Below are 25,026 nucleotides of genomic sequence, written 5' to 3'. Positions count from 1 at the left end.
TGTGGCGAAGAACACCGGCCTAGTCGGTGGCGTCATTGCCAGCAGCGACAAGGCGGTTGCCGATGGCAAGAACGTCCTGACCACCGGCACCCTGACCAGCCGCGACGTCGAAAACCGCGCCAGCGACGAAGGGCAGTCCATTCAGTTGGGCGGAGGCGTGAGCTTCGGCGGCGGCAAGGATGACGGTAAAAGCGGCGGCAAAAGCGGCGGGAAGGACGGCGACAAGGACCAGAGCAACATCGGCACCGACGGCAAGGGGGACGTTGCGGGCGGAAGCAAGGCGACGCCGAACTCGAAGCTGGCCAGCGCTAACGGCATCAGCATGGGCGTGCCCGTCGTCATGGGCGCCAGCGACCAGTCCAGCTCCACCACGCTCAGCGGTATCAGCGGCGGAACGGTCGTCATTCGCGACGAGGCGGGGCAGAAGGCGCAGACAGGGCAGACGGCGGCCGAGGTGATCGCCGGACTGAACCGCGACACCACGGACACGTTGAACAGCCTGGATCCGATTTTTAACGAGAAGGAGATTCGGGCCGGGTTCGAGATCGTGGGGGAAGCTGGCCGGCAGGTGGGCCAGTTTTTGGTGAATCGGGGCAAGGAAATTCAAGACGCTAGGGAGCGTTCGGAAGATAAGTCCCTTTCGTACGCTGACCGCGCTAAAGCCGCCCAAGAATATGCTGACCTGGAAAGCAAATGGGGCAGTCAAGGGACGTCTAGCCAATGGGCCACGATCATTTTGGGCGCGGTCAGCGGCAACGTGACCGGGAGCAGCAGCCAGTTCATCCAAGCTGCAGCCGTCAATTACCTGCAGACCCTGGGCGCAGCGAAGATCAAGGAGTTGAGTGGTGCGCTGGGCGGCGAGGGTTCCGTCGGGCACGCAGCGCTGCATGCGGTATTGGGTTGCGCGGGGGCTGCTGCGCAAGGCGCATCGTGTGGTGCCGGCGGTGCGGGCGCGTTTTCTGGGGTTGTGCTGAGCAAGCTGCTGGAGAGCATGGATGGAGCCAACGCCAAGGATTTGTCACCTGAAGAGGCGCAAGCGCGAGTCAACCTGATTAGCAGCATCGTCGCAGGGATTGCTGCGTCGATTGATCCGAGTGCGGCAGTGCCGGCGGAAATCGCGGCGCGCATCGAGGCGGAGCACAACAGCCAGTATCAGAACCGCGACAAGGTTGCGCGGATGAAGGCGGATATCACCACTTCGGCGATTGCTTCTTGCGGCGGTGACGATGCATGTTTGTCCGCGGAGTTCGCGCGGGCAGACAAGATGGCGGCAGCGTACGACGTTGCGCTGACACTAGGCCACTACCCAAAGCTGAGCAAAGAAAAGACGGACATGCTCGCGCAATCGGTGTTAGATCTGGCGCCGGGGGTGTCCAATGCGAGTGCGCTGTACGAGCTTTTGACGGGCAAAACTGCGACAGGCGACGATGCAAACCGATACTTCGCCGCGATCGGATTGGTGCCGGTGGTCGGCGGGATGCTGAAAAAGGGTGGTCAATCGGTTCATGCGTTCGCGATGGCGGAGAAGGCGCTTGACGTTGGGAAGGTGGGGGGGAAGGCCGAGATAGTTGGGGCGAAAGGTGTCGATGAAATTTTTTAAACGGGTCGGCCATCAAAAGCGAGCGAGTTGAAGCAATATGCGGAAGCGCAAGGTTGGAAGCCTACTCAGACGGACGGTGGCCCTCTCAAATATATTGACGAAAATGGCATTGCACGGGTCACAATCAAACAAGGCAGTTCACGAGCGCCGGGAAGTTTTGATCCACACGTTGAGTTTAAAAGTGCAATAGGTCAAAGAACAGATGCCTTCGGTAATCCAGTCGCTAGAAAAAGTCCGGGTAATCATATGCCAATTGATTATGATCTGTAAGAATGAAAATCAAATACTACGAAATTCCTGCGCTTTCAAATATCTACTTTGAAGATAGCTACGTCCTATCGATTCACGAGCATAAGACGGTGTTTGTTTTTGAATTGGAAGCAGTTCTTACAGAAGATAATCCGAACTATGAAACGCCTCAAGTTGGAGAGATTTATAGTTACGCTAGAATTTCGCTGAGATTTATCAATGTAGACTCTATAGAGTGGATTGATCGGAAGTTTATGGCGTTTGCAGATGCGTCAGGTGAATTGGATTATGGAAATATCGATATTTTTGTCGGCTGTGATGGTGGTTATGAGTTGGCAGGCGACTGGGGGCGCGTCTTAATCAGGGGGCGAGCAATAGAGGTGATAGTGGAATATTGGCGCTAGGCCAAGTGGGATTCTGATCTGAACAAAAAGCTGCCGAGCGATTAATGCGCTTGGCCTGCGTTAATCGCTCGTGTGTAAAGTACATTTGAGTGAAGGAGATATGGGTTTTGACCGGGCTGGAAATGAACGCACAATAGAACATCTAGCTGAATCCGTTGAAAATATCGTGTCAGACTGAGCTAACCCGGGTTTTCCGGACACCCTAAGAAGTAGACAATACTTTAAGGAGGTGTCCCATGGATAAATACAAACCCGAAGCCAAGCCGAGTGATGCCAAGCGCCAGTACCACAGCCGAGAATTCAAAATCGAGGCGGTGCGGCAGTTGGAGGAAGGCTAGATCAGCGGTACGCAGTTGGCACTGATGCTGGGCGTGAAGCGCTCGATTATCTACCGATGGAAGAAAGAGCTGGCAATGCACGGGCCAGACGTTTCGTTTCCCGGCAAAGGCAAAACGCGTACCGACGAGCAGACCGAGATCCAACGCCTCAAGCGTAAGCTTGCCGAGGTCACCGAAGAGCGCGACATCCTAAAAAAGCCGCAGCGTACTTTGCGCGGGAACTGCCGTGAGGCACGCCTTTGTGCAAAAAATAAGGTGAAATAAGGTGTCGAAATAAGGTGTCAGACTGCAATTTCAGGCAGATCTTGCCGGAAAACGTAGTCTGACACCTTATTTCCGCGCAATACCGCGATCAAACGCGCGATTGAAAGCGGAGGGGCAGACGCCAAGAAATTGGCATGGGATAGCATCGCTGAAGCCGGGGTGTCGGGTGCGGCGACGGCGGTTGGCGCGGTGGGGGTCCGACCGGCGAAGGTGGGGGCAAAGGGTGCGCTGCCTGGGGGAAAAACTGCCGAAGAATTTGAACAATCCATAGTTAACTTGCCGCCGGGCGAGAGAGTGGCTCACATCAAGAGCATGGTAGCTAGCGTAGCGAAAGCGAATGGAATGATTAAGGACAACAAGCTGAGCAAACTTAATGGACGTGATGTCTATAAGGCTCGGGATGGAAATCTGTACGCGGTAGATACGCAGCACGGACGCTTTGAGGTTGTTAATGCTAAAAATGGCAAACATCTAGGCGAGGTCAACTTCGAGTTTAGGGAAACACCGGCAGCGGACAAGGCGGGTGGGCATAATTTAAAGGTTAATTAATATGATCGAAAAAGTGAAGCTCGTAGAATCTACAGAAGATTTTTTGTGGCGAGGTAATATACTTAGTCTGCCAGCAAAATATCCGTATGAAGATTTCGTGGACTTTATGGTCTTTGAAACTAAGGATCGAGATAGGCCATATGGATTGATTGTTACCTCTGGCTATAAGGCCGGGCTAGTCTTGGTCCATTTGCCTGCGGAAAGCTCCGCATTAGGAAGAGGGATTGATCGAGTATGGATAGTTTCAAATTGGAATACTTGGATTTATCCCGATTGTGACGTATCTTGCGTTTATCTGATCGATAGATACAGATCTGCGTGCCTTTTTTGATTTTTTAAAAGTTCTGGTTGGTTGTTTGTTGTTCTTATAATTTTCTCGTTATCCACGACGCGAGATTGCACGGGCGGTGAGTAATTTTGCACGTCTTAGTAGGAGCAAAAGAGAATTTTAATGACGGACCCAGCGCTTAAGGGTGATCTCAAAAATCGGTATAACGAAGCGGAAAAATGGGGTTTTACGGCCAAAATCGGCTTGGACTGGCCGTCTTCTCAGTTCCCGCTGGGAGGAACGTTACGGAGGTGCGGTGGAATGCCTCGGTTAACCCTCTCTTTGATCTTCTATTAGCCAATGTCTACTTGACAGGGGTGCGTACGATGCCAATGGAAAAGTTATCCGCCTGTTGGGGTCATCGAAACCATGAGTCATTTATCCTCTTTGATTAGCAGCCCTCCAGATCGAGAAAATCTGGTGTTAGAAATATGGTTTGGAACTGACCAGCTAGCTGAAGTATTCCACGAGCCTGAAAGACCCCTGGAAATATAAATATATCCACCTGTTGATGACGGGAAGTGGATTTTTGAACTTGAAGAGCTAATGTCTTTATTGAATCGGGCGGTTAAGACATTGAATTGGCTGTAATTTAGATGGTGGAGAACGGTCAGGATTATTAATAGCTGACCTTGCTGGGAGCCAAATTTTTGGATCCGTGCTCGAGAGCAAAAGTGTACTCGACCGCACTTCGGAAGTGGTTGAATGCTAATCCGGATGCGTTATTTAGTGATCGTCGTTGGCGCAGAATGTCTTGTGCGATATTAATAAAGCTCTGCAAGGAAATTATGGAAGAATTGCAAACAATTTTTGTGGATAATTTAGCCCGTATTTATGCTATCCGACGGGCCAGACTGGCCGCTGTTCAGTATTGGGGGAGTGACATCCCAATCACCGTTTTACTTGCGGAATTTGGACGAACTATCGTCGATGAATTCGAGAATTTTTCGCTTGACGAGCGGGCTTATATTTTGATGTGGTCGAGAAAGGAATGAATTCTTCCGATGCTGTCCTCAATACCGCTGTCGCAACAGGTTTGCTCGAGGCTATAAGCTCGCAAATTTCTAAAAACTGCGATCTTGAAAGAAAAGTGGGTAGCCAGCTCGGAACGGTGTCGAAGAAGTACTTAATTGATTGGAGTAGCTGGCAGACCTCTAAATGAGCCCCCAAGCAGCCCCCTTCCACACCACCTACCCCACCCCCCGCCGATACAACGCCAACATCCCCCCCAGCCCCATCATCACTCCCCCACAAACCCGATTCAGCCACCTCAGCCCCGCCCCTCTAAACACCCGCACCAACCGCGCGCCCAGCGCCGCATAAACCAGCATCGTCAGCACATTAATCGTCCCCAGCACCCCCGCCACGATGGCGTACTGCGTCAACAGCGGCGCTTGCGGATCGATGAATTGCGGCAAGAACGCCGACATGAATAACAGCGCCTTGGGATTCGTCAGCGCCACCAGAAAACTGCGCACCCCCAGCGCCAAGCCAACTGGGCGGCCGTCAACCGCAGTGGTGGTCGGCAGCACCAGCGCTGAATCTGACCGCAGCATCTTCCAACCCAGATAAACCAGATACGCCGCGCCGACCCATTTAATGATCTGAAAGGCGACTTCAGAGGCGGCCAGCACCACGCCCAGGCCGGACGCCACCGAGCCGACCAGGATCAAATCCGCCAGCACCGCGCCCGCCATGCCCCAGCCGGCGGCGCGCACGCCGTGGCGCGAGCCGTTGCTCATGGCAAGCAGGGTGGTGGGGCCGGGCGTCATGATGGCGACGGCCGAGGCCAGGATGAACAGCAGCAGCGTGACGGTGGACATATAGCGCTCCTAGGCAGCGGCCAGTTTGACGCTGCCAGCGCCAATCGTCCAGGTCCGGCTACCATATCGGTCTTATCCTCAGAATTCCCACCATGTCCACGCGTTCCGACTCCCCCCATCTTGCTCCCCCGCTGTCCTCCGTTCTTCTTTCCAGCGCGGGGGTGGTCGAGGGCGTGCTGGACGGCCGTTCCCTGACGGACGCGTTGACCGACGTCAGTGCTGCCCTGCGCCCGGCCACCCAGGCGGTCTCGTTTCATGCGATGCGCTACCTGGGTTGGGCCGATGCCGTGGGCCGGGAATTGGTGCAGCGCTACCCCAGCGTGTTGTTCGAATCGCTGCTGCTGGTGTCCTTGACGTTGCTGAAAGAAGAGGGCGAGGCCGCTGCGCAGTTGCCGGGCATGCCGGTCTACGCGGCCCACACGGTGGTGGATCAGGCCGTGACAGCCGCCTCCAACACCCGCAGCCTGGCGTCGTTCAAGGGCATGTTGAATGCCTGCCTGCGCCGTTTTCTGCGCGAACGCGCGGCGCTGGAAGCCGCGGTGGCCGACAGCCCCGAGGCGCAATGGAATCACCCCGGCTGGTGGGTCAAGCAATTGGGAATCGCCTACCCGCAGGACTGGCAGCGGATTCTTGAATCGGCCAATGTGCCGGCGCCCCTGACGCTGCGGGTCAACCGCCGCCGCGCCAGCCGCGAACAGGTGCTGGCCGCCTTCGAAGCCGCGGGTCTGGAAGCGCAACCGGTTGGCCAGGCCGGCGTGGTGCTTGGCAGCCCCAAGCCCGTGACGCAGTTGCCCGGCTTTGCCGAAGGCTGGTGGTCGGTGCAGGATGCGGGCGCGCAGTTGGCGGCTGAGCTGCTGGCGCCCACCGACGGCATGCGGGTGTTGGACGCCTGCTCGGCGCCCGGCGGCAAGACGGCGCATCTGCTGGAACTGGCCGATATCGACCTGGTGGCGCTGGACGCCGACGGCGAACGGCTGGAACGGGTGGAGCAAAACCTGGACCGGCTGGGCCTGGCAAGCAAGCGCGTGCAGCTGGAAGCGGCCGACGCGGCTGACCTGGACGCCTGGTGGGACGGCAAGCCCTTTGACGCGGTGCTGGCGGACGTGCCCTGCACGGCCTCGGGTATCGTGCGCCGTCACCCCGACATCCGCTGGCTGCGCCGGGAAAACGATGTGCGCCGCACGGCCACGTTGCAGGCCCGGATTCTGGATTCCCTATGGAAAACCGTCGCGCCCGGTGGCCGTCTGCTGTATGTGACGTGCTCGGTCTTCCCGATTGAAGGGGCGCGCCAGGCGCTTGAGTTCCTGCAGCGTCATCCCGAGGCCCAACGGTTGGACGCGCCCGGGCAGTTGCTGCCAGTTGCGCTCAATGCAACACCCGTCGAGCAACATGACGGCTTTTTCTATGCCTTGTTTGCCAAGCAGTCCTGAATCACCAAGAATAGGGGCATAACGGTGTTGCGGTGTCGTATGTCCATTATTTCGCGTTTATTTCTTGGCTTGTTGCTGGTATCTACCTTGCTTTCCACGGTGCCGGGCGGCGAGGTGCATGCCGCGGAACCGCAGGTGACGCGGGTTGAACCGGTGGTGCGCAATGGCAAGCTTGAATTCGATGCGGATATCGAATTTGAACTGAATCAGCAGTTGCGGGACGCGGCCCAGCGCGGCATCCCGCTGTATTTCACGGCCGACCTGACCGTGACGCGCGAACGCTGGTGGTGGTTTGACGAGTCGCTGGTGGACACCTCGCGCACCTGGCGCGTCATCTATAACGCGCTGACGCGGCAATGGCGGGCGGGCGTGGGCGAACTGTCTTTTCCGGTGGCGTCGCTGGACGACGCGATGAGCGTCATCCGGCATATACGTAATTGGTCGGTGGCGGATGCCGCCGATTTTGATGCCGACGTGCTCTACGGCGGACAGATTCGGCTGCGGCTGGATACCTCGCTGCTGCCCCGTCCGTTTCAGGTCAACGCCTTGAACAGCAGTTCGTGGGCGCAGAGCACGCCCTGGATGGACTTCTCGTTCACGCTGAGCGACAAGGAGAAGAATCCCTCATGAGGCTGTTGCTCCGGCTGGCCCTGATGGTAGGTGCCGTAAGCGGCCTGGCGTTGCTGGGCTTGCTGGCATGGTCCACGGGCAACGCCTCGCGCTTTGCGCGCTATTACGACACGCTGCTGGTGTTGAACGGCATCTTCGCCCTGGCGCTGTTTGTCTGGGTGGTGGCGCTGACGGTGCGGCTGGCGCGCCAGATTCGGCGCCGGCAGTTTGGCGCGCGGCTGACCGCGCGCTTTTCCTTGGCGTTCGCGCTGATCGGCGTGGTGCCGGGCGCCCTGATCTACACCGTGTCCGTGCAGTTCATGTCGCGGTCCATTGAATCGTGGTTCAACGTGCGGGTGGATACGGCGCTGGAAGCCGGCCTGAACCTGGGCCGCGCGGCGCTCGACTCGCTGTTGGCCGATCTGGATGCGCGCGCGCGCTCCATGGCCGTCGAACTGAACCGCAACACGGACAGCGGCGTGACGCTGGCGCTGACCCGGCTGCGCGAGGCCAATGGCGTGCAAGAGGCGATGGTGTTCACGGGCAGCGGCCGCATGGTGGCGTTTTCCACCAGCCAGTACGGTCAGTTGCTGCCCGCCATGCCCCCGTCCACCGTTATGAACCAGCTTCGGCTGGCGCGCGGCTATTCCGCGGCCGAAGCGGACGACCCGGTCACGGCGGGCGCTGAAGGCGGGCTGCATCTGCGTGTGGTGATTCCGCTGACCGGGCCCGAACGCTACGACAACCTGCTGGGGTCGTCCGAACCGCGCTGGCTGCAACTGCTGCAGCCGGTGCCGGAGCAGATCGCGCACAACGCCAATCTGGTGCAGCAGGGGTTTCGGGATTATCAGGAACTGGCACTGTCGCGTCTGGGGCTGCGCAAGCTTTACGGCATCACCCTGACCTTGGCGCTGCTCTTGGCCGCGTTCGGCGCCATCGCGGTGGCGCTGTCGCTGTCCAAGCGGCTGGTGCGCCCCTTGCTCAGCCTGGCGGGCGGTACGCAGGCGGTGGGCGTGGGCGATTACCGGCCGCTGCCCGAGCCCCCGGAGCGCGACGAAGTCGGCCAGTTGACGCGCTCGTTCAACGCCATGACGCGCCAGCTGGATGAAGCGCGCCGCATGGTCGAGAGCAATCGCCAGCAGTTGGAGCGCTCCAACGTCTACCTGGAAAGCGTGCTGTCGAACCTGTCCTCCGGGGTGCTGGTGTTTGATGAGTCGTTCCGCGTGACCACCGTCAACCAGGGCGCCCAGACCATTCTGGGAGTCGACCTGCGTTCGGTGATCGGCCGCCCGCTGGAAACGGTGGACGGCATGCTTGAATTTGCGAACATTGTTCGACAGGCCTTTTCCACCCACGCGGCGGTCGGGTCGGAACGTCAGCATTGGCAGCAGCAGTTTGAGATCAACCCGGGCCAGGGTGATGCCACCACCGTGCCCCAACCGCTGACCCTGCTGGCGCGCGGCACCCATCTGCGCGTGGACGGGCGAGGCAACGGCTATCTGGTGGTGTTCGACGACATTACCGAAGTGATCTCCGCCAACCGCACCGTGGCCTGGGGCGAAGTGGCGCGGCGACTGGCGCACGAGATCAAGAACCCGCTCACGCCCATCCAGTTGTCGGCCGAACGGTTGGCCATGAAGCTGGAAGGCAAGCTGCAACCGGCGGAAGCGCAGATCGTCCAGCGGTCCACCAATACCATCGTCAATCAGGTGGCTTCGCTGAAGCAGATGGTGGACGATTTCCGTGAATACGCCCGCACGCCGCCCGCCGTGATGCAGCGCATTGACTTCAATGCGCTGGTGGCCGACGTGCTGTCGCTGTATGGCTGGGAGCCTGATGGCGGGGCGTCCCGCAACACCGGCAAGGCCATGAACCTGGATGTGACGCTGGCGCCGGGCCTGCCCGAGATCGAGGGTGACCCGACCCAACTGCGCCAGGTCATCCACAACCTGCTGTCCAACGCGCGCGACGCGATCGCCGAGCTGGGCGGCCAGGGGCGGGTCAGCGTGACGACGCAGTTGATGCGCAGCGAACAGCCCGACCGCGCCGACCAGCAAGCCTTGAGATTTACCGTGGCAGACACCGGGCCGGGCTTTCCGGCTCAGGTGATGCAGCGTGCGTTCGAGCCCTACGTAACCACAAAGTCCCACGGGACTGGGTTAGGATTGGCAATCGTACGCAAGATTGTGGAAGAGCACGGCGGACGTATCGACCTTGCGAATCGCAAGGAAGGGGGCGCGCGGATTTCCATCTTGCTGACCCGGTTGGCGATCGGGGCAGATACTATGGACGCGACCGCGCAAGAAAAGGATAATGCGGCTACGCAATAGGTGGATGCTTTATGGCCAGAATTCTGGTGGTTGACGACGAAGTCGGTATACGCGAGCTTTTGTCAGAGATCCTTTACGACGAAGGGCACACGGTCGAACTGGCCGAAAACGCGGCGCAAGCGCGCGCGGCACGCCTTCGCATGCGTCCTGATCTGGTGTTGCTGGATATCTGGATGCCCGACACGGATGGCGTAAGTTTGCTGAAAGAGTGGGGCTCGCAAGGCCTGCTGGACATGCCGGTGATCATGATGAGCGGCCACGCCACCATCGACACCGCGGTTGAAGCCACGCGCATCGGCGCCATGGATTTCCTGGAAAAGCCCATTACGCTGCAACGCTTGCTCAAGACCGTGGCGGCGGGCCTGGCGCGCGGGCGCGCACCGCAACCGGCGCCTGTCGCCGCGCATTCGGCGGCCGCCAACACGGCCGTGGCGCTTGAAGATGAACTGGATCCTCCCATGTTGACGGCGGCGCCCGCCAACGACGTGCCGGTGGCGTCCAACGGTCAACTGGGCAGCATTTCGCTGGACCAGCCCTTGCGCGAAGCGCGCGACGAGTTCGAACGCATCTATTTCGAATACCACCTGGTACGCGAAAGCCACAGCATGACGCGCGTGTCCGAGCGCACCGGCCTGGAACGCACCCACCTGTATCGCAAGCTCAAGCAGTTGGGCATTGAATCGGCGCGCAAGCGCAGCACATGAAAATCCTGATCATGGGCGCTGGTCGCGTAGGCACCAGCGTGGCCGAAAACCTGGTGTCCGAGCAAAACGACATCACCGTGGTGGATACGGACCCCACGCAGCTTCGCTTCCTGCAAGAACACTTTGACCTGCGTGTCGTCCACGGAGACGGCTCGCAGGTTTCTGTGCTGGAAGCCGCCGGCGCGGCCGATACCGACCTGTTCATCGCCTGTGCGGCCTCTGACGCCTCCAACATGGTGGCGTGCAAGATCGCCCGCCAACTGTTCAACATTCCCCGCCGCATTGCCCGCATCCGCTCGGCCGAATTCCCGGAACACCCGGAACTCATGAGCGAAGAGGGTTTTTGCATCGACGCGCTGATCAGCCCGGAACGCAGCGTCACCACCTATCTGCATAGCCTGATTGAATTTCCCGAAGCGCTACAGGTGGTTGAATTCGCCGAAGGTCGCGTGTCGGTCGTGACCGTGCGCGTGGGGCATGGCAGCCCGATGGCGCATTCGCCCGTGGACAAGCTGCGCGACGTCTGGCCGGACGTGAAGGCGCGCGTCGTTGACGTGCTGCGCGGCGGGCGGCCGCTACGGGCCGGCAGCGGCACCGTCATCGCGCCGGGCGACGAGGTCGTGCTGGTAGTGGATTCGCGCGATGCGCGTCGCGCCGTGCGCCAATTGCGCGATGCCGAACGCGCCGTGCGCCGCGTGATGATCGCGGGCGGCGGCAACATCGGCCTGCGCCTGGCGCGCCAGTTGGCCGAAGAAAAATACAGTGTTCGCATCATCGAACGCGACCTGAAGCGCTGCGAATACCTGGCGACCCAACTGCCCGACAGCGTGCTGGTGCTGCACGGCAGCGGCACCGACGAAGCCTTGCTGGAGCGTGAGAACATCGAAGACATGGACACCTGGCTTGCGCTGACCAGTGACGACGAGGACAACATCATGTCTTCGCTGCTGGCCAAGCGGCTGGGCGCCCGCAAGGTGATCGCGCTGATCAATCGCCAGGCGTATGGCGAACTCATGCAGGGCAGCCATATCGACATCGCCGTGTCGCCCTCGCAGGCGACGATGAGCGAATTGCTGCGCCACGTTCGGCGCGGTGACGTGGCTGCCGTGCACCGCTTGCGCCAAGGCGTGGCCGAGGCGCTGGAGGCCATTGCCCATGGCGACCGCTCCACGTCCAAGGTAGTCGGCCGGCCGGTGGGCCAGATCAGCCTGCCCAAGGGCGCCAGCATTGGCGCGCTGGTGCGCGAAGACGAAATCATCCTGCCCGATGCCGACACCGTCATTGAAACGAACGACCACGTGATCGTCTTCGTCCCCTCGCGCCGGCAGATGCCGCGCGTGGAAAAGCTGTTCCAAGTTTCGGCGTCCTTCTTCTGATGCGCACCTTGCCCCTGATCCGCCGCGGGCCGGGCGCCGCCGGATAAGCTCCATGAATCGCGTTCTCGGAACCCTCTATATCCTTGGGCTGACCATGGTGATGTTCGCCCTCACCATGCTCATCCCGCTACTGGTGGCCTACGTGGGCGGCGATGCGGCGCGCGACGCCTTCCTGCACGGCTTCCTGCTTTCGCTGGGCATTGGGGGGGGGCTTGCCGCCCTGACGCGGCGCAGCCGCTGCGAGCTGCGGGCGCGCGATGGCTTCGTGCTGGTGTCGGCGGTGTGGGCCGGCCTGCCGTTGCTGGCGTCGATCCCGCTGCTGCTCTACTTTCACCGGGCCGGCTTGCCCTTGTCGTTCACAAGCGCCTATTTCGAGGCCATGTCGGGGCTGACCACGACCGGCGCCACGGTGCTGTCCAATCTTGACGCCTTGCCAGCGTCCATCAACCTGTGGCGCGCCACGTTGGTCTGGATTGGCGGCATGGGCATCCTGGTGCTGGCGGTGGCGATTTTGCCGCTGCTGGGGGTGGGCGGCCACCAGGTGGTGCGGGCCGAGACGCCCGGCCCCATGAAGGATGAACGCCTGACGCCCCGCATCGCCAGTACCGCCAAGGCGCTGTACGCGGTGTACTTCGTGTTTTCAATCCTGTGCTTCCTGGCGTACCGCGCGGCGGGCCTGTCCTGGTTTGAAGCCTGGTGCCACATGGCCACCACCATGGGGCTGGGCGGGTTTTCGACCTGGGACGACGGCTTTGCCCACTTTGATTCGGTAGCCGTGGAAATGGTCGCCATGGTGTTCATGGTGATCGCCGGTATCAACTTCGCCACCCATTTCAACGCCTTCCGCCAGCGCAGTGTGCGCGCCTACGCGCAGTGTCCCCAAGCCATCCCGTACCTGGTCGTGGTGCTGGGCGCAGGCCTGGTCATTTCGGTGTTCCTGTACATCAAGGGCGTCTACGACGAGCCTCTGGAAGCGCTGCGCTTTGGCATGTTCAACACCATTTCCATGGCTACCACCACCGGCTACGCGAATACCGACTTCGCCCAGTGGCCCCTGTTTGCGCCGTTGACCATGCTGCTGCTCTCGGGCTTTGCCACGTCGGCCGGGTCCACCGGGGGCGGCATCAAGATGATTCGCGCGATTTTGCTGGTCAAGCAGGCCCGCAATGAATTGGTGACCATGCTGCACCCGCATGCGATCAGCCCGGTGCGCATCAATGGCCGGGCGGTGGAAGGGCGGACCATGTCGTCCGTGCTGGCCTTCATGCTGATCTACGGGTTGTCCATCGCGGTGTTCACCAGCCTGCTGCTGTTGTCCGGGCTGGACCCCATCACGGCGTTCTCCGCCATATTCGCCACGATCAACAACACCGGCCCTGGGCTGGGACCCGTTGGCCCCATGGGCAGCTTCGCGGTGCTGTCCGATTTCCAGATCTGGGTCTGCACCTTCGCCATGCTGATCGGCCGCCTGGAATTGCTGACCGTGCTGGTGCTTTTCACGCCCATGTTCTGGCGCAAATAAGGGGCGCTGACCCCCAAAGCTGCTCGGGAATTACCCTATTAAGGGTTAACCCATCCCCCTCTGAAAACCGCTTGCCTGCTGCGATTCCGGGCGCCATCGCTTGGCAACCCGCGCCGTTCCTGACTTGTAAGCGCTTGCTCACTTATCTTCAGAGGGCAAAACCGTGTGCTACGCGATGTTGCACACAAATGTCACGATTTTCAATCGTATTGCCACAAACCTGCGGCTATCATCCATTCCACAAGCTGCCGTCTAGTGCCCCCCGGGAAGTTACCGGGCTTCAAGGTCGAACGGCGCGCCCCCTCATATCAAACATTCAAAGGAGTCCGGAATGGAACCGATCCCGTTCATTTCGTCGGCCCCCAACACCCTGGGCATCGAACTAGAGTTGCAACTGATCGACCCCCGCAGTTTTGACCTTACCGCCGCCTCTGACGAATTGCTGGCCCAAATGGCCAACCACCCCATTGCCGACCGCGTCAAACCCGAGATCACGCGGTCCATGATCGAACTGAATTCTTCGGTGCATGAGCACCCCATGGGCCTGTTGGCCGAAATGCGCGAGATGCGCGATGCCCTGGTCGAAGCGGCCGACGCGGTTGGCGTGTCGGTGGCCGGCGGCGGCGCCCATCCCTTCATGCGTTGGCAGGAACGGTCCATTTCGGACACCCCGCGGTTCCAGTACCTGGCCGAAATGTATGGTTACCTGGCGCGTCAATTTACGGTCTTCGGCCAACACATCCATCTGGGCGTGAAAAGTGGCGATGACTCCATCAAACTGTTGCGCCGCCTGTCGCCCTACGTGCCCCACTTCATCGCGCTGTCGGCCTCGTCGCCGTACTGCGAGGGTGTGGACACGCTGTTCTCGTGCTCGCGCCTGAACGCCGTCAACAGCTTCCCGCTGGCCGGCCACATGCCGCCCGAGGTGAAGGACTGGTACCAGTTCGAGGCCCATCTGTCGCAATTGCGCGCCTACGGCTTGGCCGAGAGCATCAAGGACCTGTATTGGGACATCCGCCCCAAGCCGGAATTCGGCACGGTAGAAATCCGCGTCTGCGACACGCCCCTGACTGTGGAACGCGCCTGCCAGATCGCCGCGTTCGCCCAAGCCTTGGCCGTACTGCTGATGCGCGAGGACGACCCCAGTGACAATGCCTGGCTGTCCTACCGCAGCAACCACTTCCAGGCCTGCCGTTTTGGCTTGCAGGGCAGCTACGTGACGCCCGACGGTCAGCGGCTGCGCCTGATGGACCACCTGCGGGCCCTGTTCCAGCGCCTGATGCCGGTGGCCGAAGAGCTGGGCACGGGTGACATGATCGCCACCCTGCGCGACGAGGCCATGCGCAGCGGCAACGATGCGCGCTGGCTGCGCAGCCAGTTCCATCGCCTGCGTGACTTGCCGTTGATGGTTGACGCCATGACCCACGCCTGGCGTGGCGAAACGGTGGCAGCCCCGCCGGCCGAACCCACCGCCGTGCTGCGCCGGCGCATTCGGGCAAATTCCGAACCGATGCAGCCCTTGTCGGCGTCCGAACCCGGTGTCAGCGTGCCGTTGCCGGAACGCTTGCACTAGCCGCTGCCGCCGCTTGGGTGGAAGCCACCGAGGGGAACAAAGCCGCGAGTTCTATCGCGGCTTTGTCTTGTTGCGGCTTTGTCTCGTTGCGGCTTTGCCTTGTTGAGGCATTGTTTTACCGCGGTCAGGTCTTATCTCCGCGTGGCGCTCTGGATCAGGGCGTCCAGCGACACGGCGCCGCCGCCGCGAGCCACCAGGTACAGCAGCACCGCGGCCCACACGCCGTGCGTGGGATAGGCGTCGGGGTACACAAAGATCTGGATCACGGCGGTCATCACCAGCAACCCCAGCGCCGACAAGCGCGTGGCCAAGCCAAGCAGCAACAACACGGGCAGCACATGCTCGGCCGTGGCAGCCGCAAGCGCCGCCCACTCGGGCGGGGCCAGGGGCAGCCGGTATTCGTCGGCGAACAGGCTCACGGCCGACGCCGACACCGATGGCCAGCCCAATTGGAATTCACCCGAGATCAGATCCACGGCGAAACCCTCCACCTTCGTCTGTCCGGATTTCCAGAACACCGCCGCAATGGAAAACCGCCCCAGCAAGGCGATCAACCCGTGCGGAATACGTTCAAACTGCGCATTCAGCCGCCGCCAGACGCAGCGGTGTTCGGGTACGGGCGGAGCAGTGGCGGTGCGGTCCATGATGAGGGTCCTTGGGTTAAGTGAAGGCGGGCAGGCGCGGCCTTACGCGCCCGGCGATATGCCCGCGATGATCTGGTGGCGGATCAGTTGCGCCAGTGCGTGGCTCCACTGGAAATCGTCATGCTGTTGCGTCAGTCGTTCAAATGCCTCGCCAAGCGGCTGCGTGCGGAGGGCGTCGATCAGGTCAACGAGCGGGGCGTCCACCGCAACGGCATGGACGGTTTGCCCGGGTCTGAGCACCACGACTGATTCCGGCAGGCTGACGTCCACCGTTGCCAGGTCTCCCTGGCCCCGATGGGCGGCCCAGATCGAGAACACCGCATGGCTTGACGACATGGCCTGCACGGCGGGATGAATATGCAGGCGCGCGGCGGGCAAGTCGGTCATGTCTGTGATGCAGGCTTGCAGCGCGGCCGTGGCGGGCGGTTCCTGGTCGGCGGCATGGTAGGCGAGCACGACCCGATATTCCAGCCGCGCCACATCCGCCAGATAGGGCAGCGACGCCGCGGGCGCATAGGCTTGGACAAAATCTGGAAACGTGTCGCCGTAGTAGGCCATGACGGCGGAACGCGGCGGACTTGCCTGTGCATACCCGCGGGCCATGTGCCGAAAGAACGGGTCGCCCACCAGCTCAACGCAAACAGGGAAGTTGTCGGCCAATGCCTGCATCAGTGAACTGACGACATTGTTCCGGTAGATGGCGAAGCGTTCCGGGGGCGCGACTTGTAGCCGCGTCCTGACCGCTTCCGGCGTGGGGGGATCCTGCCCCAACAGCAAATCGGCGAATTGGCGCAGGGCTGTCATGGCGGCGTCACCTGTGCGGCATCCAGCTTGGCCAGGCAGGCCTGGACGCGTGCCGCCTCATGCAGCAAGTCGGCCAGGGGCGGGATGTTGCCGTCGCGCTCAATCAGCGTGGGAACGGGTCCGGTCGCGCGCAGCGCGTATTCATACAGTGCCCAAACGGGCTCGGAGATGGGAGCGTCATGGCTGTCGATCAGCACCACGGCGCCGTCGGTGTCGACTTGCCGGTGATGGCCAGCCAAGTGAATTTCTCCCACGCTATCCAGCGGCAGCATGCCCAGATAGCCGCGCGCATCGAACCCATGGTTCACCGCGCTGACGTACACGTTGTTGACGTCCAGCAGCAGGCCGCAACCCGTGCGGGCGAGCAATTCGCCCAGGAACTGCGCTTCGTCGATCAGGCTCGTGTCAAACCGCAGGTAGGTGGCCGGGTTTTCGATCAGGATGCGGCGGCCCAGGCTGTTCTGGAACGCATCGATGTGTTCGCTGGTGCGCCGCAGCGTCTTGCCATCGTAGGGAAATGGCAGCAGGTCATTCAGAAATACTCCGGCGTCGCGAGACCTGGCCAGATGCTCGGACACCAGCGCAGGCGCGTAGCGATCGCGCAGTTTGCGGTGCCCGGCCAGCAGTTCCTCGTCCAGTGGGTCCGGCCCGCCCAGCGACAGACCCACGCCGTGTACAGACAAGGGATAGCGCTCACGCAAGCGGGTCAGCATTGCGTGCATCGGCCCCCCCGGAACCATGTAGTTCTCGGCGTGGATTTCCAGAAACCCCACGCCGGCCACCCCGTCCAGCAGGGCGTCCGCGTGCTCGGGCTTCAAGCCGACGCCGACCTGGGCCGAAAGGCCCGGGCCGGACGCCGTGTCTGGAAAAGGGAGCGATTTCATGACGCGCCAGGGGCAAGTCAGGACGCTTTCTTCATTTCCTTGAATTCCTTCAGTTGACCCTGGCCCGTGGGTGACGTGGGCGACGCGGTCTTCTCGCACGTGCCCTTGGGCACGTTTTTCCAGGCGTTGCCTTGGTAGTCGATCTTGGAGCTGCCCGCGCAGGTTGTGCCGGCGCCCGCCTTGCAATCGTTCTTGCCCTTGAGGGCGACGCCATAGCACTTTTCCATGTCTGCGGCGTGGGCGGCGGGGGCGCCGGCCATGGTGAACGCGGCGCCAAAAGCCAGTGCCAGGGCGGCGGTGGTACGTGTCTTCATGATGTCTCTCTCCAGGGGAATCTACGTGAACGGTTGCCGCACCGCGGATTGCAGTGCTGGCAAGAGGTAGTCGCGCGAGAGAGCGCTTTCCTTACGGGGAGAAGTGTAAGAAATGTAAATTCAGGGCGATGGCGGCTTGGGGCCAGCGTCACCGTCGCGTTCAGGCGGACGCGATTCGGCATTGTTTTCAGGCGGGCCAGGGTAGGCCCGCGTCATATCCCCCAGCAGGCCGATCTGCTGGCGGAAACGGCGGCAGCGCCAGCACATGGCCAGATGCATCGCCATGCCGATGCGTTGTGGCAGGCGCAGGGGCGACTCGCGTTCTTGAGACGCCAGTTGCGAGACGTCGCGGCATTTCAGCATTTGCGGCCTCCTCGGTCGGCAAACCAGTTCAGTTCCAGGCAACTGCGTAACCGCAGGCGGGCCCGGTGCATGGCAATGTGCAGCGCGCCGGGTGTCAGGGACAGGCGCTCGCAGATTTCGACGGCATCAAATTCCAGGTACTCGCGCATCATGAAGACGCGCGCGTTGGCGGGCGGCAAGCGCTCCAGGCACGTGCTGAACACCAGCCAGAACTGTTTGCTCTGCATGGCCTCATCCGGCGCCGCCCAAGCCGCCGGAAGGGCTTGCGCGGTCCATTCGCCGTTGGGCGTGAAGCAGGCGTCCATCATGTCCGGGTCGTCGGCCTCTGGAAAATGCGTCAGGCGCGCGCGGCTGCGGATGGTGTCGACGATCTTGTGCTTGAGGATGCCGAACACCCATTGCTTGAATGCCGCGCTATCTTCCAGCGCGCCCCGCTTGGCCAATGCGGCGGCTATGGCTTCCTGCACCGCGTCCTGCGCCGCTTCGGGCTGGCCCAGTTGCAATGTGGCAAAGCGCAGCATCTGCCCCCGGAAGACGTCGATCCAGGCGTGTGGGTCGGCGGTGGCGCGGGGGGGCAGTGTCATCGGAGCCTCAGAGGGGCTTGGCCTGTCGGCCGCCGATGGCGCTGACGGACAGCCGGGTCTCGCCCGCCACGGTGCGATGCGCCGCGGCGCGCCAGGCATGGCCGTAGGCCACTTCAATGCTTAATGCGATCAGGCCGTCGGGGCGGCGCTGTGCTTCCAGCGCGGCGCACAGCCGGTTGCGCCAGTCTCGCCCGACCAGCCCGCCGCGCCGGCCTTCGGCGGGGTTGCCGCCCAGTGCACGCACGTCGGCCAGCAGCTTTTCCGGGCTGCGGTAGGTCAGCGTCAGGATTTCCTGGTCCATGACGGGGTCAGCGAAGCCGTTTTCCACCAGCAGGTCGCCAAAGTCATGCATGTCCACGAAGGATGGCGTGGCGGTGGCCAGACCCGCATCGGTCAGGGCTTGCCGCAATTCGCGCAGGGTGGCGGGCCCCAGACAGGAAAACATCGCCAGCCCGCCCACCTTCAGGATGCGGCGCCATTCCGCCAACACCGCATGCGGAGCGCGGTGCCAATGCATCGCCAGGTTGGACCACACCAACTCCAGCGATTCCGGGGCCAGCCCCGTTTCCGCCAGGTCGGCGTTGACGAAGCTGGGCGCGGCGGACCCGCGGCGGGCCAGCTTGCCGATCCAGGCGCCCAAGCCCGCGGGCGCATGACGCTTTTTGGCCAGTTCCAGCAGTGGCTCGCAATTGTCCAGGCCGATGTAGCCCGCGTCGGGATAACGCTCGCGCAGCAGGGGCAGGTTGTCTCCCGCGCCGCAGCCCGCGTCCAGCATGGCTTGCGGCTGCACACGGATGTATTGCAGGCGGCCCAGCATGCGGCGCGCCACCTCGCCATAAAGGAACTGGGCGTCCGACAAGTCGCCACGGCGGGCGAACTGCCGGGGTACGTCGGCGCTGACGATGGGAAGAGTGGGTAACGGTGCGGATTCTGGCAGGGACATTTCGGTCGCACCCGCGTCTTGGCCGCGGGGCGGAACATGGTTTCATGAGGAATGGCATCCATTATTGCGCATCCCGGCCGGCGAATTCGATTGTCCCTACAGGCCATGGGGCGGCGGCTTTGGTCCTGCGTGGGCTGCGATTGCCCGCTGTGCGGGGCGCGGGTGGCCGGTGCGCGCCTGTGCGGCGGCTGCGCGGACGACATCACCGCCGCGCCGCCAGGCGGCCGCCCGAGATGCCCGCGCTGCGCGCTTCGGTTGCCGGGTATTGCTTCGGCGGTGGCTTCGGCGTTGATCGAGGACGCGGCCTCGGCCCCAAGCCCAAGCCCAAGCCCAAGCCCAGCCGCAGCCCCGGCACTGGTGCTCGCACCGGCCCCCCTGCCAGCCCCAATTTGCCCCGCCTGTCTGGGCGCACCAAGGGCCTATGCGCGGACGATCGCGGCCTTTGACTATGCGCCGCCCGCCGACGCGCTGATCCGGATGCTGAAGACGCAACTGCGCCTGAGCATGGCGCCGGTGCTGGCCCGCTTGCTGGCCGATGCCATCCGGCACGAACCAAGTCTGCCCGACGGCGTCTTGCTGGCGCCCGTGCCCGCCAGTCGCGCGTCGCTGCGTGCTCGCGGCATGAATCCGGCGGCTGAAATCGCCCGCAGCCTGGCGGCCGAACTGAACCTGCCGCTGGTCCGGCAAGCGCTGCGGCGGCGCCGGGAAACGCCCAGGCAGACGGCGTTGGGCCGCCACGCGCGGCGCCAGGTCGCCGCCGGCCTGTTCAAAGCCTCGACAGTGGTACGCGGCCGCCACGTGGCGGTAGTGGACGACGTCATGACGACCGGCAGCACCGTGCAAGCCGCCGCAGTCGCGCTGTTGGCGGCGGGCGCAGCCGGGGTAACGGTGCTGGTGGTTGCCCGCACGCCGTGATGGCGTCAGCCTCGTCACCGAGCAGGCGGAGCATAGAGCCGTCAGGTGGCTGCCCCGGCACGGTTCGCCCACAAAAGCGGGCGGAGCTTCTAGCCGCCAGCACGGTTCGCCCACAAAAGCGGGCGGAGCTTCTAGCCGCCAGCACGGTTCGCCCAAAAGCGGGCGGCGCTTCGAGCTGCCAGCACGGTTCGCCCATAAGCGTGCGGAGCTTCGAGCTGCCTGCATGGCTCGCCCTCAAAGCGGGCAGAACGCTGGACCGTCAGCGCGGCGTCGCCACAAATCGGCGACAATCCCGCCACGCGGCCACCCCTGGCGCCGCAAGCCGTCCTTGTCTTCCGTCCTGCTTCCTTATTCGCCATGTTCCACGTCATCCTCGTTTGCCCCGAGATCCCCCCCAACACCGGCAACGCCATCCGGCTGTGCGCCAACACGGGCGCCCAATTGCATCTGGTGCGCCCGTTGGGATTCGAATTGGATGACGCCCGCATGCGGCGCGCCGGGCTGGATTATCACGAGTGGCAGCCCGTGCGGGTGCATGACACCCTGCAGGAAGCGCTGGACGATACGGGGGCCGACGCCTCCAGCATCTACGCGCTGACCACGCATGCGCAGCGCAGCGTGGCCGACGTCGCCTTCAAACCAGGCGACGTCTTCGTCTTTGGCCGCGAAACGGCCGGCCTATCCGACGAACATCAAGCGATGTTCCCGCCCCAGCAACGCCTGCGCTTGCCGATGCGCGCCGGCCAACGCAGCCTGAACCTGTCCAACGCCGTCGCCGTCACCGTCTTCGAAGCCTGGCGCCAACAAGGCTTCGAAGGCGGATCGTAGGATGGGTGTAGCGCGCCACGGCCGGCTCAAGAACCCCACCGCCCAACGCGCTAACCCATCAAACAGCGGCGAAACCAAACCGCTCTCTCCACAAAGCAGGGGCGAATAAAAACCATCGCCCCCGCCCCTCTTAAACACGCAAGCGCATCAATCCAGCGACAGTTTCAACCGCTCAATTACCTGATCCCACCGCGCCTTCTCATTCTTGATCCGCTCCACCAACGCCTCAGGCGTCGACGCCGCCGGCGTGAAATACTGCAACGCCAACTGCTTGCGCACCGCCTCGCTATTGATGACGCGCGCCAACTCGCTATTCAGCCGCTCGATGATCGGCGTCGGCGTCCCCGCCGGCACCAGCACCGCGTTCCAGGAAATCGCCTCAAAGTCGGGATACCCCTGGGACGCCATCGTCGGCACACCTGGCAACGCCTCGCTGGGTTGCAGGCTGGTCACCGCCAACAGCTTCACCTTGCCGTCGCGCGCCTGCGGCACCGCAATCGCCGGCACCATGAAACCCGCCTGCACGTCGCCGCCGATGATCGCCGTAATCACCTGCGGAAAACCGGAATACGGAATATGCGCCAGGTCCACGCCCGCGCTTTCCTTGAACATTTCCATCGCCAGATGCGCCGAGCTGCCCGGTCCCACCGACCCGTAGTTCAACGAATTGCCGCGTTCCTTGACCAGCTTGACGAAGTCCTGGACGTTATCGACCTTCAGGCTGCCGGGCACGACCAGCACGTTCGGGCTGGTGCCCACCAGCGTCACCGGCGCCAGATCCTTCAGCGGGTCGTAGCCCAGCGTTTTCTTGTACAGCGTGGGCGCGGTCACCAGCGGGCCGTTGATCGTGTATAGCAGCGTGTAGCCGTCCGGCTTGGCTTGCGACACAACGCGGGTGCCGATGTTGCCGCCCGCGCCGGGCTTGTTGTCGATAACGATGGGCTGGCCCAGCGCCTGCGACAGCGGCTCGGAGATCGTGCGCGCCAATAGATCCGGCGACGAGCCGGGGGGAAACGGCACGACCATATGGATGGGGCGGTCGGGCCAGTCGGCATGGGCGGCGGCCGGCAGCACGGCGGCCAGGCTCAGACAGAGGCCGCGCAGCAGCGGGCCGACCCGGAATTTGCGGGTTTGCGTCATGACGGATGTCTCCTCGGGATGGGGGCGTGTGTGTTGTTGTTAGAGAGGGGTCAAAGATGGCCGCCCAGCGTATCGTCCAGCGCGCCGTTGGCGCTGGCGTTGGCACTGAGGTCGGCACTTTCATCGCGCGGGTCGCGCGCCAGCAGCGCGGACACCGCGGTCATGGGCGCAACGCCGTCGAACAGCACGGCGCAGACGGCTTCGGTAATGGGTAGTTCGACATTGATGGCACGGGCGCGGTCGCGCGCCGCGCGGGCACAGCGCACGCCTTCGGCGGTGATGCCGCTGGCCAGGATGTCAGCCAGCTTGCGGCCGGCGCCGATTTCCAGGCCCACGCGACGGTTGCGCGAGAGCTCGCCCGTGGCGGTCAGCACCAGGTCGCCCAGGCCGGTCAGCCCGGCGAAGGTCTCGCCGCGCGCGCCCAGCGCTACGCCGAAGCGGGTCATTTCAGCCAGGCCGCGTGTGATCAGCGCTGCGCGGGCATTGGTGCCCAGCGCCAGCCCGTCACCGATGCCGCAGGCGACCGCGATGACGTTTTTCAAGGCGCCGCCAACCTCGACGCCAACCAGGTCGGAACTGGCGTAGACGCGCAGCGCCGCCCCGTGAAAGGCAGAGGTGGTGGCGTCCCGCAGGCCGATGTCGGTGCTGGCCACGGTCAGCGCCACGGGCAGGCCCTGGGCCACTTCGCGGGCGAAGGACGGGCCGGACAAGGCGCCGCCGACCGCGCCGGGCAGGGCCTCTTGCACGATCTCGTGGGGCAGCCTGGCCGTGTCGGCCTCAAAGCCCTTGCATGTCCAGACGATGGGAGTGTCTTGCAGGCCCAAGACGGGCAGCCGGCGGGCCAGTTCGCCGCAGATGGCGGCCAGCCCGGCCACGGGCACGCCCAGCACGATCAGACGGCGCGCGTTCTCATCGTCGGCCTCGTCCTGCAGGCTGCGTAGCGTGGCGTCCAGATCGGACGAAAAATTCAGGGACGCGGGCAGGGAAATGCCCGGCAGGTAGCGCGCGTTCTCGTGCGAGGCGGCCATGCTGGCGGCCTGCGCGGCGTCGCGCGCCCAGAGCAGGGTGGGGTGGCGGCGGCTGGAGGCCGCCGCCAACGCGGTGCCCCAACTTCCCGCACCCAGGACGGCAACGCGCAAGCGCGGCTGAGCGGGATGGTTCATCGGGGCGCGGCGTGCTTACTGACGGGTGGCGCCGGCGGGCAGGATGATGCCCGAATCGCTGCCGTTGGTATTGCCGTTGCCGTTGGCGGCGCCTTGCTGCTGTTGCAACTCGGCCAGGCGCTGTTCGTACAGGGCTTGGAAGTTGACTTCGGTCAGGTGCAGCGGCGGCATCGAGGTGCGGGTGATCGCATCGGCCACGTTGGCGCGCAGGTACGGGTACAGCATCGTCGGGCAAACAATGCCCAGCAGCGGATCAAGCTGCTCTTCGGGGATGTTGGCCGCTTCGAAGATGCCGGCTTGCGTGCCTTCGACCAGGTACACGACCTTGTCGTTGATGCGGGTGGTGACGGTGACGGTGACCGTGGTTTCGAACACGGTGTCGGCCAGGCGCTGACCACCCACGGTGATGCTCACTTCAACCTGGGGCGCTTCTTGCTCCAGGAAGACGTGAGGCGCGTTCGGCATTTCCAGCGAAAGGTCTTTCAGGTAGACGCGTTGCAGATTGAACGAGGGCGCGTCGTTGCTGCCTTCTTGCTGGGTGTTTTGGTCTTGATCAGCCATGAGTGTTTCCGTTGGTGGGGGGCAAAAGTAGAGGCGATTAGCCGTTGAGCATGGGGGCAAGGCCACCCGAGCGGTCCAGGGCCATCAGGTCGTCGCAACCGCCGACATGGGTATCGCCGATGAAGATTTGCGGCACGGTGCGTCGGCCGGTACGTTCGATCATGACATCGCGTTGTGACGGGTCGCGGTCGATCTGGATGATTTCCAGGTCGGTCACGCCACGCTGCTCAAGCAGGGCCTTCGCGCGTGAGCAATAGGGACAGTAGTCCTTGCTGTACATGACGACTTTATTCATAGGCGCTCCTTGCGAATTCAAGATTGAAAAGAGGGGGCAGCCCCGGGGGGCGTCCCCAGGTCAGCCCTTTTGCGTGACCGGCAGGCTGGCCGCCGACCAGGCGCGCATGCCGCCTTCCAGCGGCACCGCGTCGGCGAAACCTTGCGCACGCAGCTTGGCGACGGCGCGGGCCGAGTCGCGGCCATTGTCGCAAACCACGACCAGCGGCTTGTTCTTCGGCAGCGACGCGGCCTTCTGTTCGATATCGGCCGCCGGCACATTTCGTGCCTGGGCAATGTGGCCGGCCTGGAATTGTTCGGCGGGGCGTACGTCGATCCACACGGCGTTGCGCTGGTTCACCATCTGGATGGCCTCGCCGGTGCTGACGGCAGAGCCCTTGCGGCCCTTGCGCAGGGCGGGAATGGCCAGCATCACGCCGGAAATCACGGTGACGGCGACGATGAAGACGTTATTTTTATCGAGCAAGAATTGCAAAAGATCCACGGGTCA

At 62.8% G+C, this 25,026-nt stretch carries 29 protein-coding genes; 16 read left to right on the top strand and 13 right to left on the bottom strand.

Annotated features, from left to right (window positions below):
• Position 1: 1 nt before the first annotated feature.
• The 7 genes from P8T11_RS18060 (at position 2) to P8T11_RS18035 (ending at position 4,894) form a co-directional block, all read left to right on the top strand.
• Entirely contained in the window at positions 2-1,600 is a 1,599-nt protein-coding gene (locus tag P8T11_RS18060; protein ID WP_277549937.1) for a pre-toxin TG domain-containing protein, read from the top strand.
• Positions 1,601-1,872: 272 nt separating this feature from the next.
• Positions 1,873-2,253 carry a hypothetical protein gene (locus P8T11_RS18055; protein ID WP_268080686.1) on the top strand — a complete coding sequence of 127 codons (381 nt, stop codon included), beginning with the start codon at positions 1,873-1,875 and terminating at the stop codon, positions 2,251-2,253.
• Between the two features lie 353 nt (positions 2,254-2,606).
• Entirely contained in the window at positions 2,607-2,855 is a 249-nt protein-coding gene (locus tag P8T11_RS18050) for a hypothetical protein (protein WP_268080687.1), read from the top strand.
• A 129-nt stretch (positions 2,856-2,984) separates the two neighbouring features.
• Positions 2,985-3,404 (top strand): colicin E3/pyocin S6 family cytotoxin, encoded by a 420-nt coding sequence (locus P8T11_RS18045; protein ID WP_268080688.1) that lies wholly within the window; start codon positions 2,985-2,987, stop codon positions 3,402-3,404.
• A 1-nt stretch (position 3,405) separates the two neighbouring features.
• Positions 3,406-3,735 (top strand): Imm45 family immunity protein, encoded by a 330-nt coding sequence (gene imm45 / locus P8T11_RS29260; protein WP_418910294.1) that lies wholly within the window; start codon positions 3,406-3,408, stop codon positions 3,733-3,735.
• A 785-nt stretch (positions 3,736-4,520) separates the two neighbouring features.
• On the top strand, positions 4,521-4,727 hold the full coding sequence (locus tag P8T11_RS18040; RefSeq protein WP_268080689.1) for a hypothetical protein: 207 nt from the start codon (positions 4,521-4,523) through the stop codon (positions 4,725-4,727).
• The gene (locus P8T11_RS18035; RefSeq protein ID WP_268080690.1) at positions 4,724-4,894 is read left to right on the top strand and encodes a hypothetical protein; all 171 of its coding nucleotides are present in this window, start codon (positions 4,724-4,726) and stop codon (positions 4,892-4,894) included. Before P8T11_RS18040 ends, P8T11_RS18035 begins: the two co-directional genes overlap by 4 nt.
• Positions 4,895-4,922: 28 nt before the next feature.
• Here P8T11_RS18035 and P8T11_RS18030 read toward each other — a convergent pair whose 3' ends face one another.
• Positions 4,923-5,555: a LysE family translocator gene (locus tag P8T11_RS18030; protein ID WP_268080691.1), complete on the bottom strand. Its 633-nt coding sequence runs from the start codon at positions 5,553-5,555 to the stop codon at positions 4,923-4,925.
• 92 nt (positions 5,556-5,647) lie between these two features.
• On the opposite strand from P8T11_RS18030, the gene rsmB reads away from it, so the two are divergent.
• The 7 genes from rsmB to P8T11_RS17995 all read left to right on the top strand — a co-directional run bounded on the left by rsmB (position 5,648) and on the right by P8T11_RS17995 (position 15,099).
• Positions 5,648-6,985, top strand: coding sequence for a 16S rRNA (cytosine(967)-C(5))-methyltransferase RsmB (rsmB, locus tag P8T11_RS18025; RefSeq protein ID WP_268080692.1), 1,338 nt, complete (start codon positions 5,648-5,650; stop codon positions 6,983-6,985).
• Positions 6,986-7,024: 39 nt separating this feature from the next.
• On the top strand, positions 7,025-7,615 hold the full coding sequence (locus P8T11_RS18020) for a DUF4390 domain-containing protein (protein ID WP_268080693.1): 591 nt from the start codon (positions 7,025-7,027) through the stop codon (positions 7,613-7,615).
• Positions 7,612-9,924 (top strand): sensor histidine kinase, encoded by a 2,313-nt coding sequence (locus P8T11_RS18015; protein WP_268080694.1) that lies wholly within the window; start codon positions 7,612-7,614, stop codon positions 9,922-9,924. The genes P8T11_RS18020 and P8T11_RS18015 overlap by 4 nt, the downstream gene beginning before the upstream one ends.
• 11 nt (positions 9,925-9,935) lie before the next feature.
• A complete protein-coding gene (locus P8T11_RS18010; RefSeq protein WP_268080695.1) occupies positions 9,936-10,628 on the top strand; it encodes a response regulator in 693 nt (230 codons plus the stop codon).
• Positions 10,625-12,004 (top strand): Trk system potassium transporter TrkA, encoded by a 1,380-nt coding sequence (trkA, locus tag P8T11_RS18005; protein ID WP_268080696.1) that lies wholly within the window; start codon positions 10,625-10,627, stop codon positions 12,002-12,004. Before P8T11_RS18010 ends, trkA begins: the two co-directional genes overlap by 4 nt.
• Positions 12,005-12,056: 52 nt before the next feature.
• The gene (locus P8T11_RS18000; protein WP_268080697.1) at positions 12,057-13,526 is read left to right on the top strand and encodes a TrkH family potassium uptake protein; all 1,470 of its coding nucleotides are present in this window, start codon (positions 12,057-12,059) and stop codon (positions 13,524-13,526) included.
• Positions 13,527-13,857: 331 nt separating this feature from the next.
• Positions 13,858-15,099 (top strand): YbdK family carboxylate-amine ligase, encoded by a 1,242-nt coding sequence (locus tag P8T11_RS17995; RefSeq protein WP_268080698.1) that lies wholly within the window; start codon positions 13,858-13,860, stop codon positions 15,097-15,099.
• Positions 15,100-15,230: 131 nt separating this feature from the next.
• Here the strand turns inward: P8T11_RS17995 and P8T11_RS17990 are convergent, their stop codons facing one another.
• The 7 genes from P8T11_RS17990 to P8T11_RS17960 form a co-directional block, all read right to left on the bottom strand.
• Positions 15,231-15,743 carry a DoxX family protein gene (locus tag P8T11_RS17990; RefSeq protein ID WP_268080699.1) on the bottom strand — a complete coding sequence of 171 codons (513 nt, stop codon included), beginning with the start codon at positions 15,741-15,743 and terminating at the stop codon, positions 15,231-15,233.
• Positions 15,744-15,785: 42 nt separating this feature from the next.
• On the bottom strand, positions 15,786-16,547 hold the full coding sequence (locus tag P8T11_RS17985; protein ID WP_268080700.1) for an HvfC/BufC N-terminal domain-containing protein: 762 nt from the start codon (positions 16,545-16,547) through the stop codon (positions 15,786-15,788).
• Positions 16,544-17,431, bottom strand: a complete 888-nt coding sequence (gene bufB / locus P8T11_RS17980; protein ID WP_268080701.1) for an MNIO family bufferin maturase — start codon at positions 17,429-17,431, stop codon at positions 16,544-16,546. Before bufB ends, P8T11_RS17985 begins: the two co-directional genes overlap by 4 nt.
• Positions 17,432-17,448: 17 nt before the next feature.
• Positions 17,449-17,745 (bottom strand): BufA1 family periplasmic bufferin-type metallophore, encoded by a 297-nt coding sequence (locus P8T11_RS17975; RefSeq protein WP_268080702.1) that lies wholly within the window; start codon positions 17,743-17,745, stop codon positions 17,449-17,451.
• 120 nt (positions 17,746-17,865) lie between these two features.
• The gene (locus P8T11_RS17970; protein WP_268080703.1) at positions 17,866-18,108 is read right to left on the bottom strand and encodes a hypothetical protein; all 243 of its coding nucleotides are present in this window, start codon (positions 18,106-18,108) and stop codon (positions 17,866-17,868) included.
• Positions 18,102-18,692, bottom strand: coding sequence for a sigma-70 family RNA polymerase sigma factor (locus tag P8T11_RS17965; RefSeq protein WP_268080704.1), 591 nt, complete (start codon positions 18,690-18,692; stop codon positions 18,102-18,104). Before P8T11_RS17965 ends, P8T11_RS17970 begins: the two co-directional genes overlap by 7 nt.
• A 7-nt stretch (positions 18,693-18,699) precedes the next feature.
• The gene (locus tag P8T11_RS17960; protein WP_268080705.1) at positions 18,700-19,635 is read right to left on the bottom strand and encodes a methyltransferase domain-containing protein; all 936 of its coding nucleotides are present in this window, start codon (positions 19,633-19,635) and stop codon (positions 18,700-18,702) included.
• Between the two features lie 477 nt (positions 19,636-20,112).
• Here P8T11_RS17960 and P8T11_RS17955 point away from each other — a divergent pair, with 477 nt between their 5' ends.
• Both P8T11_RS17955 and P8T11_RS17950 read left to right on the top strand, forming a co-directional pair.
• Positions 20,113-20,550 (top strand): ComF family protein, encoded by a 438-nt coding sequence (locus P8T11_RS17955; protein WP_268080706.1) that lies wholly within the window; start codon positions 20,113-20,115, stop codon positions 20,548-20,550.
• A gap of 357 nt (positions 20,551-20,907) precedes the next feature.
• On the top strand, positions 20,908-21,378 hold the full coding sequence (locus P8T11_RS17950) for a tRNA (cytidine(34)-2'-O)-methyltransferase (RefSeq protein WP_050445780.1): 471 nt from the start codon (positions 20,908-20,910) through the stop codon (positions 21,376-21,378).
• A 147-nt stretch (positions 21,379-21,525) separates the two neighbouring features.
• Here the strand turns inward: P8T11_RS17950 and P8T11_RS17945 are convergent, their stop codons facing one another.
• Genes P8T11_RS17945 through P8T11_RS17925 form a run of 5 tightly spaced genes read right to left on the bottom strand, consistent with a single transcriptional unit; the run spans position 21,526 to position 25,020 of the window.
• Positions 21,526-22,518, bottom strand: a complete 993-nt coding sequence (locus P8T11_RS17945) for a Bug family tripartite tricarboxylate transporter substrate binding protein (protein ID WP_268080707.1) — start codon at positions 22,516-22,518, stop codon at positions 21,526-21,528.
• Between the two features lie 50 nt (positions 22,519-22,568).
• Positions 22,569-23,681, bottom strand: a complete 1,113-nt coding sequence (locus P8T11_RS17940) for an NAD(P)H-dependent glycerol-3-phosphate dehydrogenase (protein WP_268080708.1) — start codon at positions 23,679-23,681, stop codon at positions 22,569-22,571.
• Between the two features lie 15 nt (positions 23,682-23,696).
• A complete protein-coding gene (secB, locus tag P8T11_RS17935) occupies positions 23,697-24,242 on the bottom strand; it encodes a protein-export chaperone SecB (RefSeq protein ID WP_268080709.1) in 546 nt (181 codons plus the stop codon).
• A gap of 37 nt (positions 24,243-24,279) precedes the next feature.
• A complete protein-coding gene (grxC, locus tag P8T11_RS17930) occupies positions 24,280-24,537 on the bottom strand; it encodes a glutaredoxin 3 (RefSeq protein ID WP_050445784.1) in 258 nt (85 codons plus the stop codon).
• A 60-nt stretch (positions 24,538-24,597) separates the two neighbouring features.
• A complete protein-coding gene (locus tag P8T11_RS17925) occupies positions 24,598-25,020 on the bottom strand; it encodes a rhodanese-like domain-containing protein (protein WP_268080710.1) in 423 nt (140 codons plus the stop codon).
• Positions 25,021-25,026: the final 6 nt, after the last annotated feature.

It is taken from the genome of Achromobacter spanius, assembly GCF_029637605.1.
In the GTDB taxonomy this organism is placed as follows: Bacteria; Pseudomonadota; Gammaproteobacteria; order Burkholderiales; family Burkholderiaceae_B; genus Achromobacter; species Achromobacter spanius_E.
The sequence above is the reverse complement of the archived record's forward strand: the minus strand, read 5'-3'. Positions and strand labels throughout refer to the sequence as shown.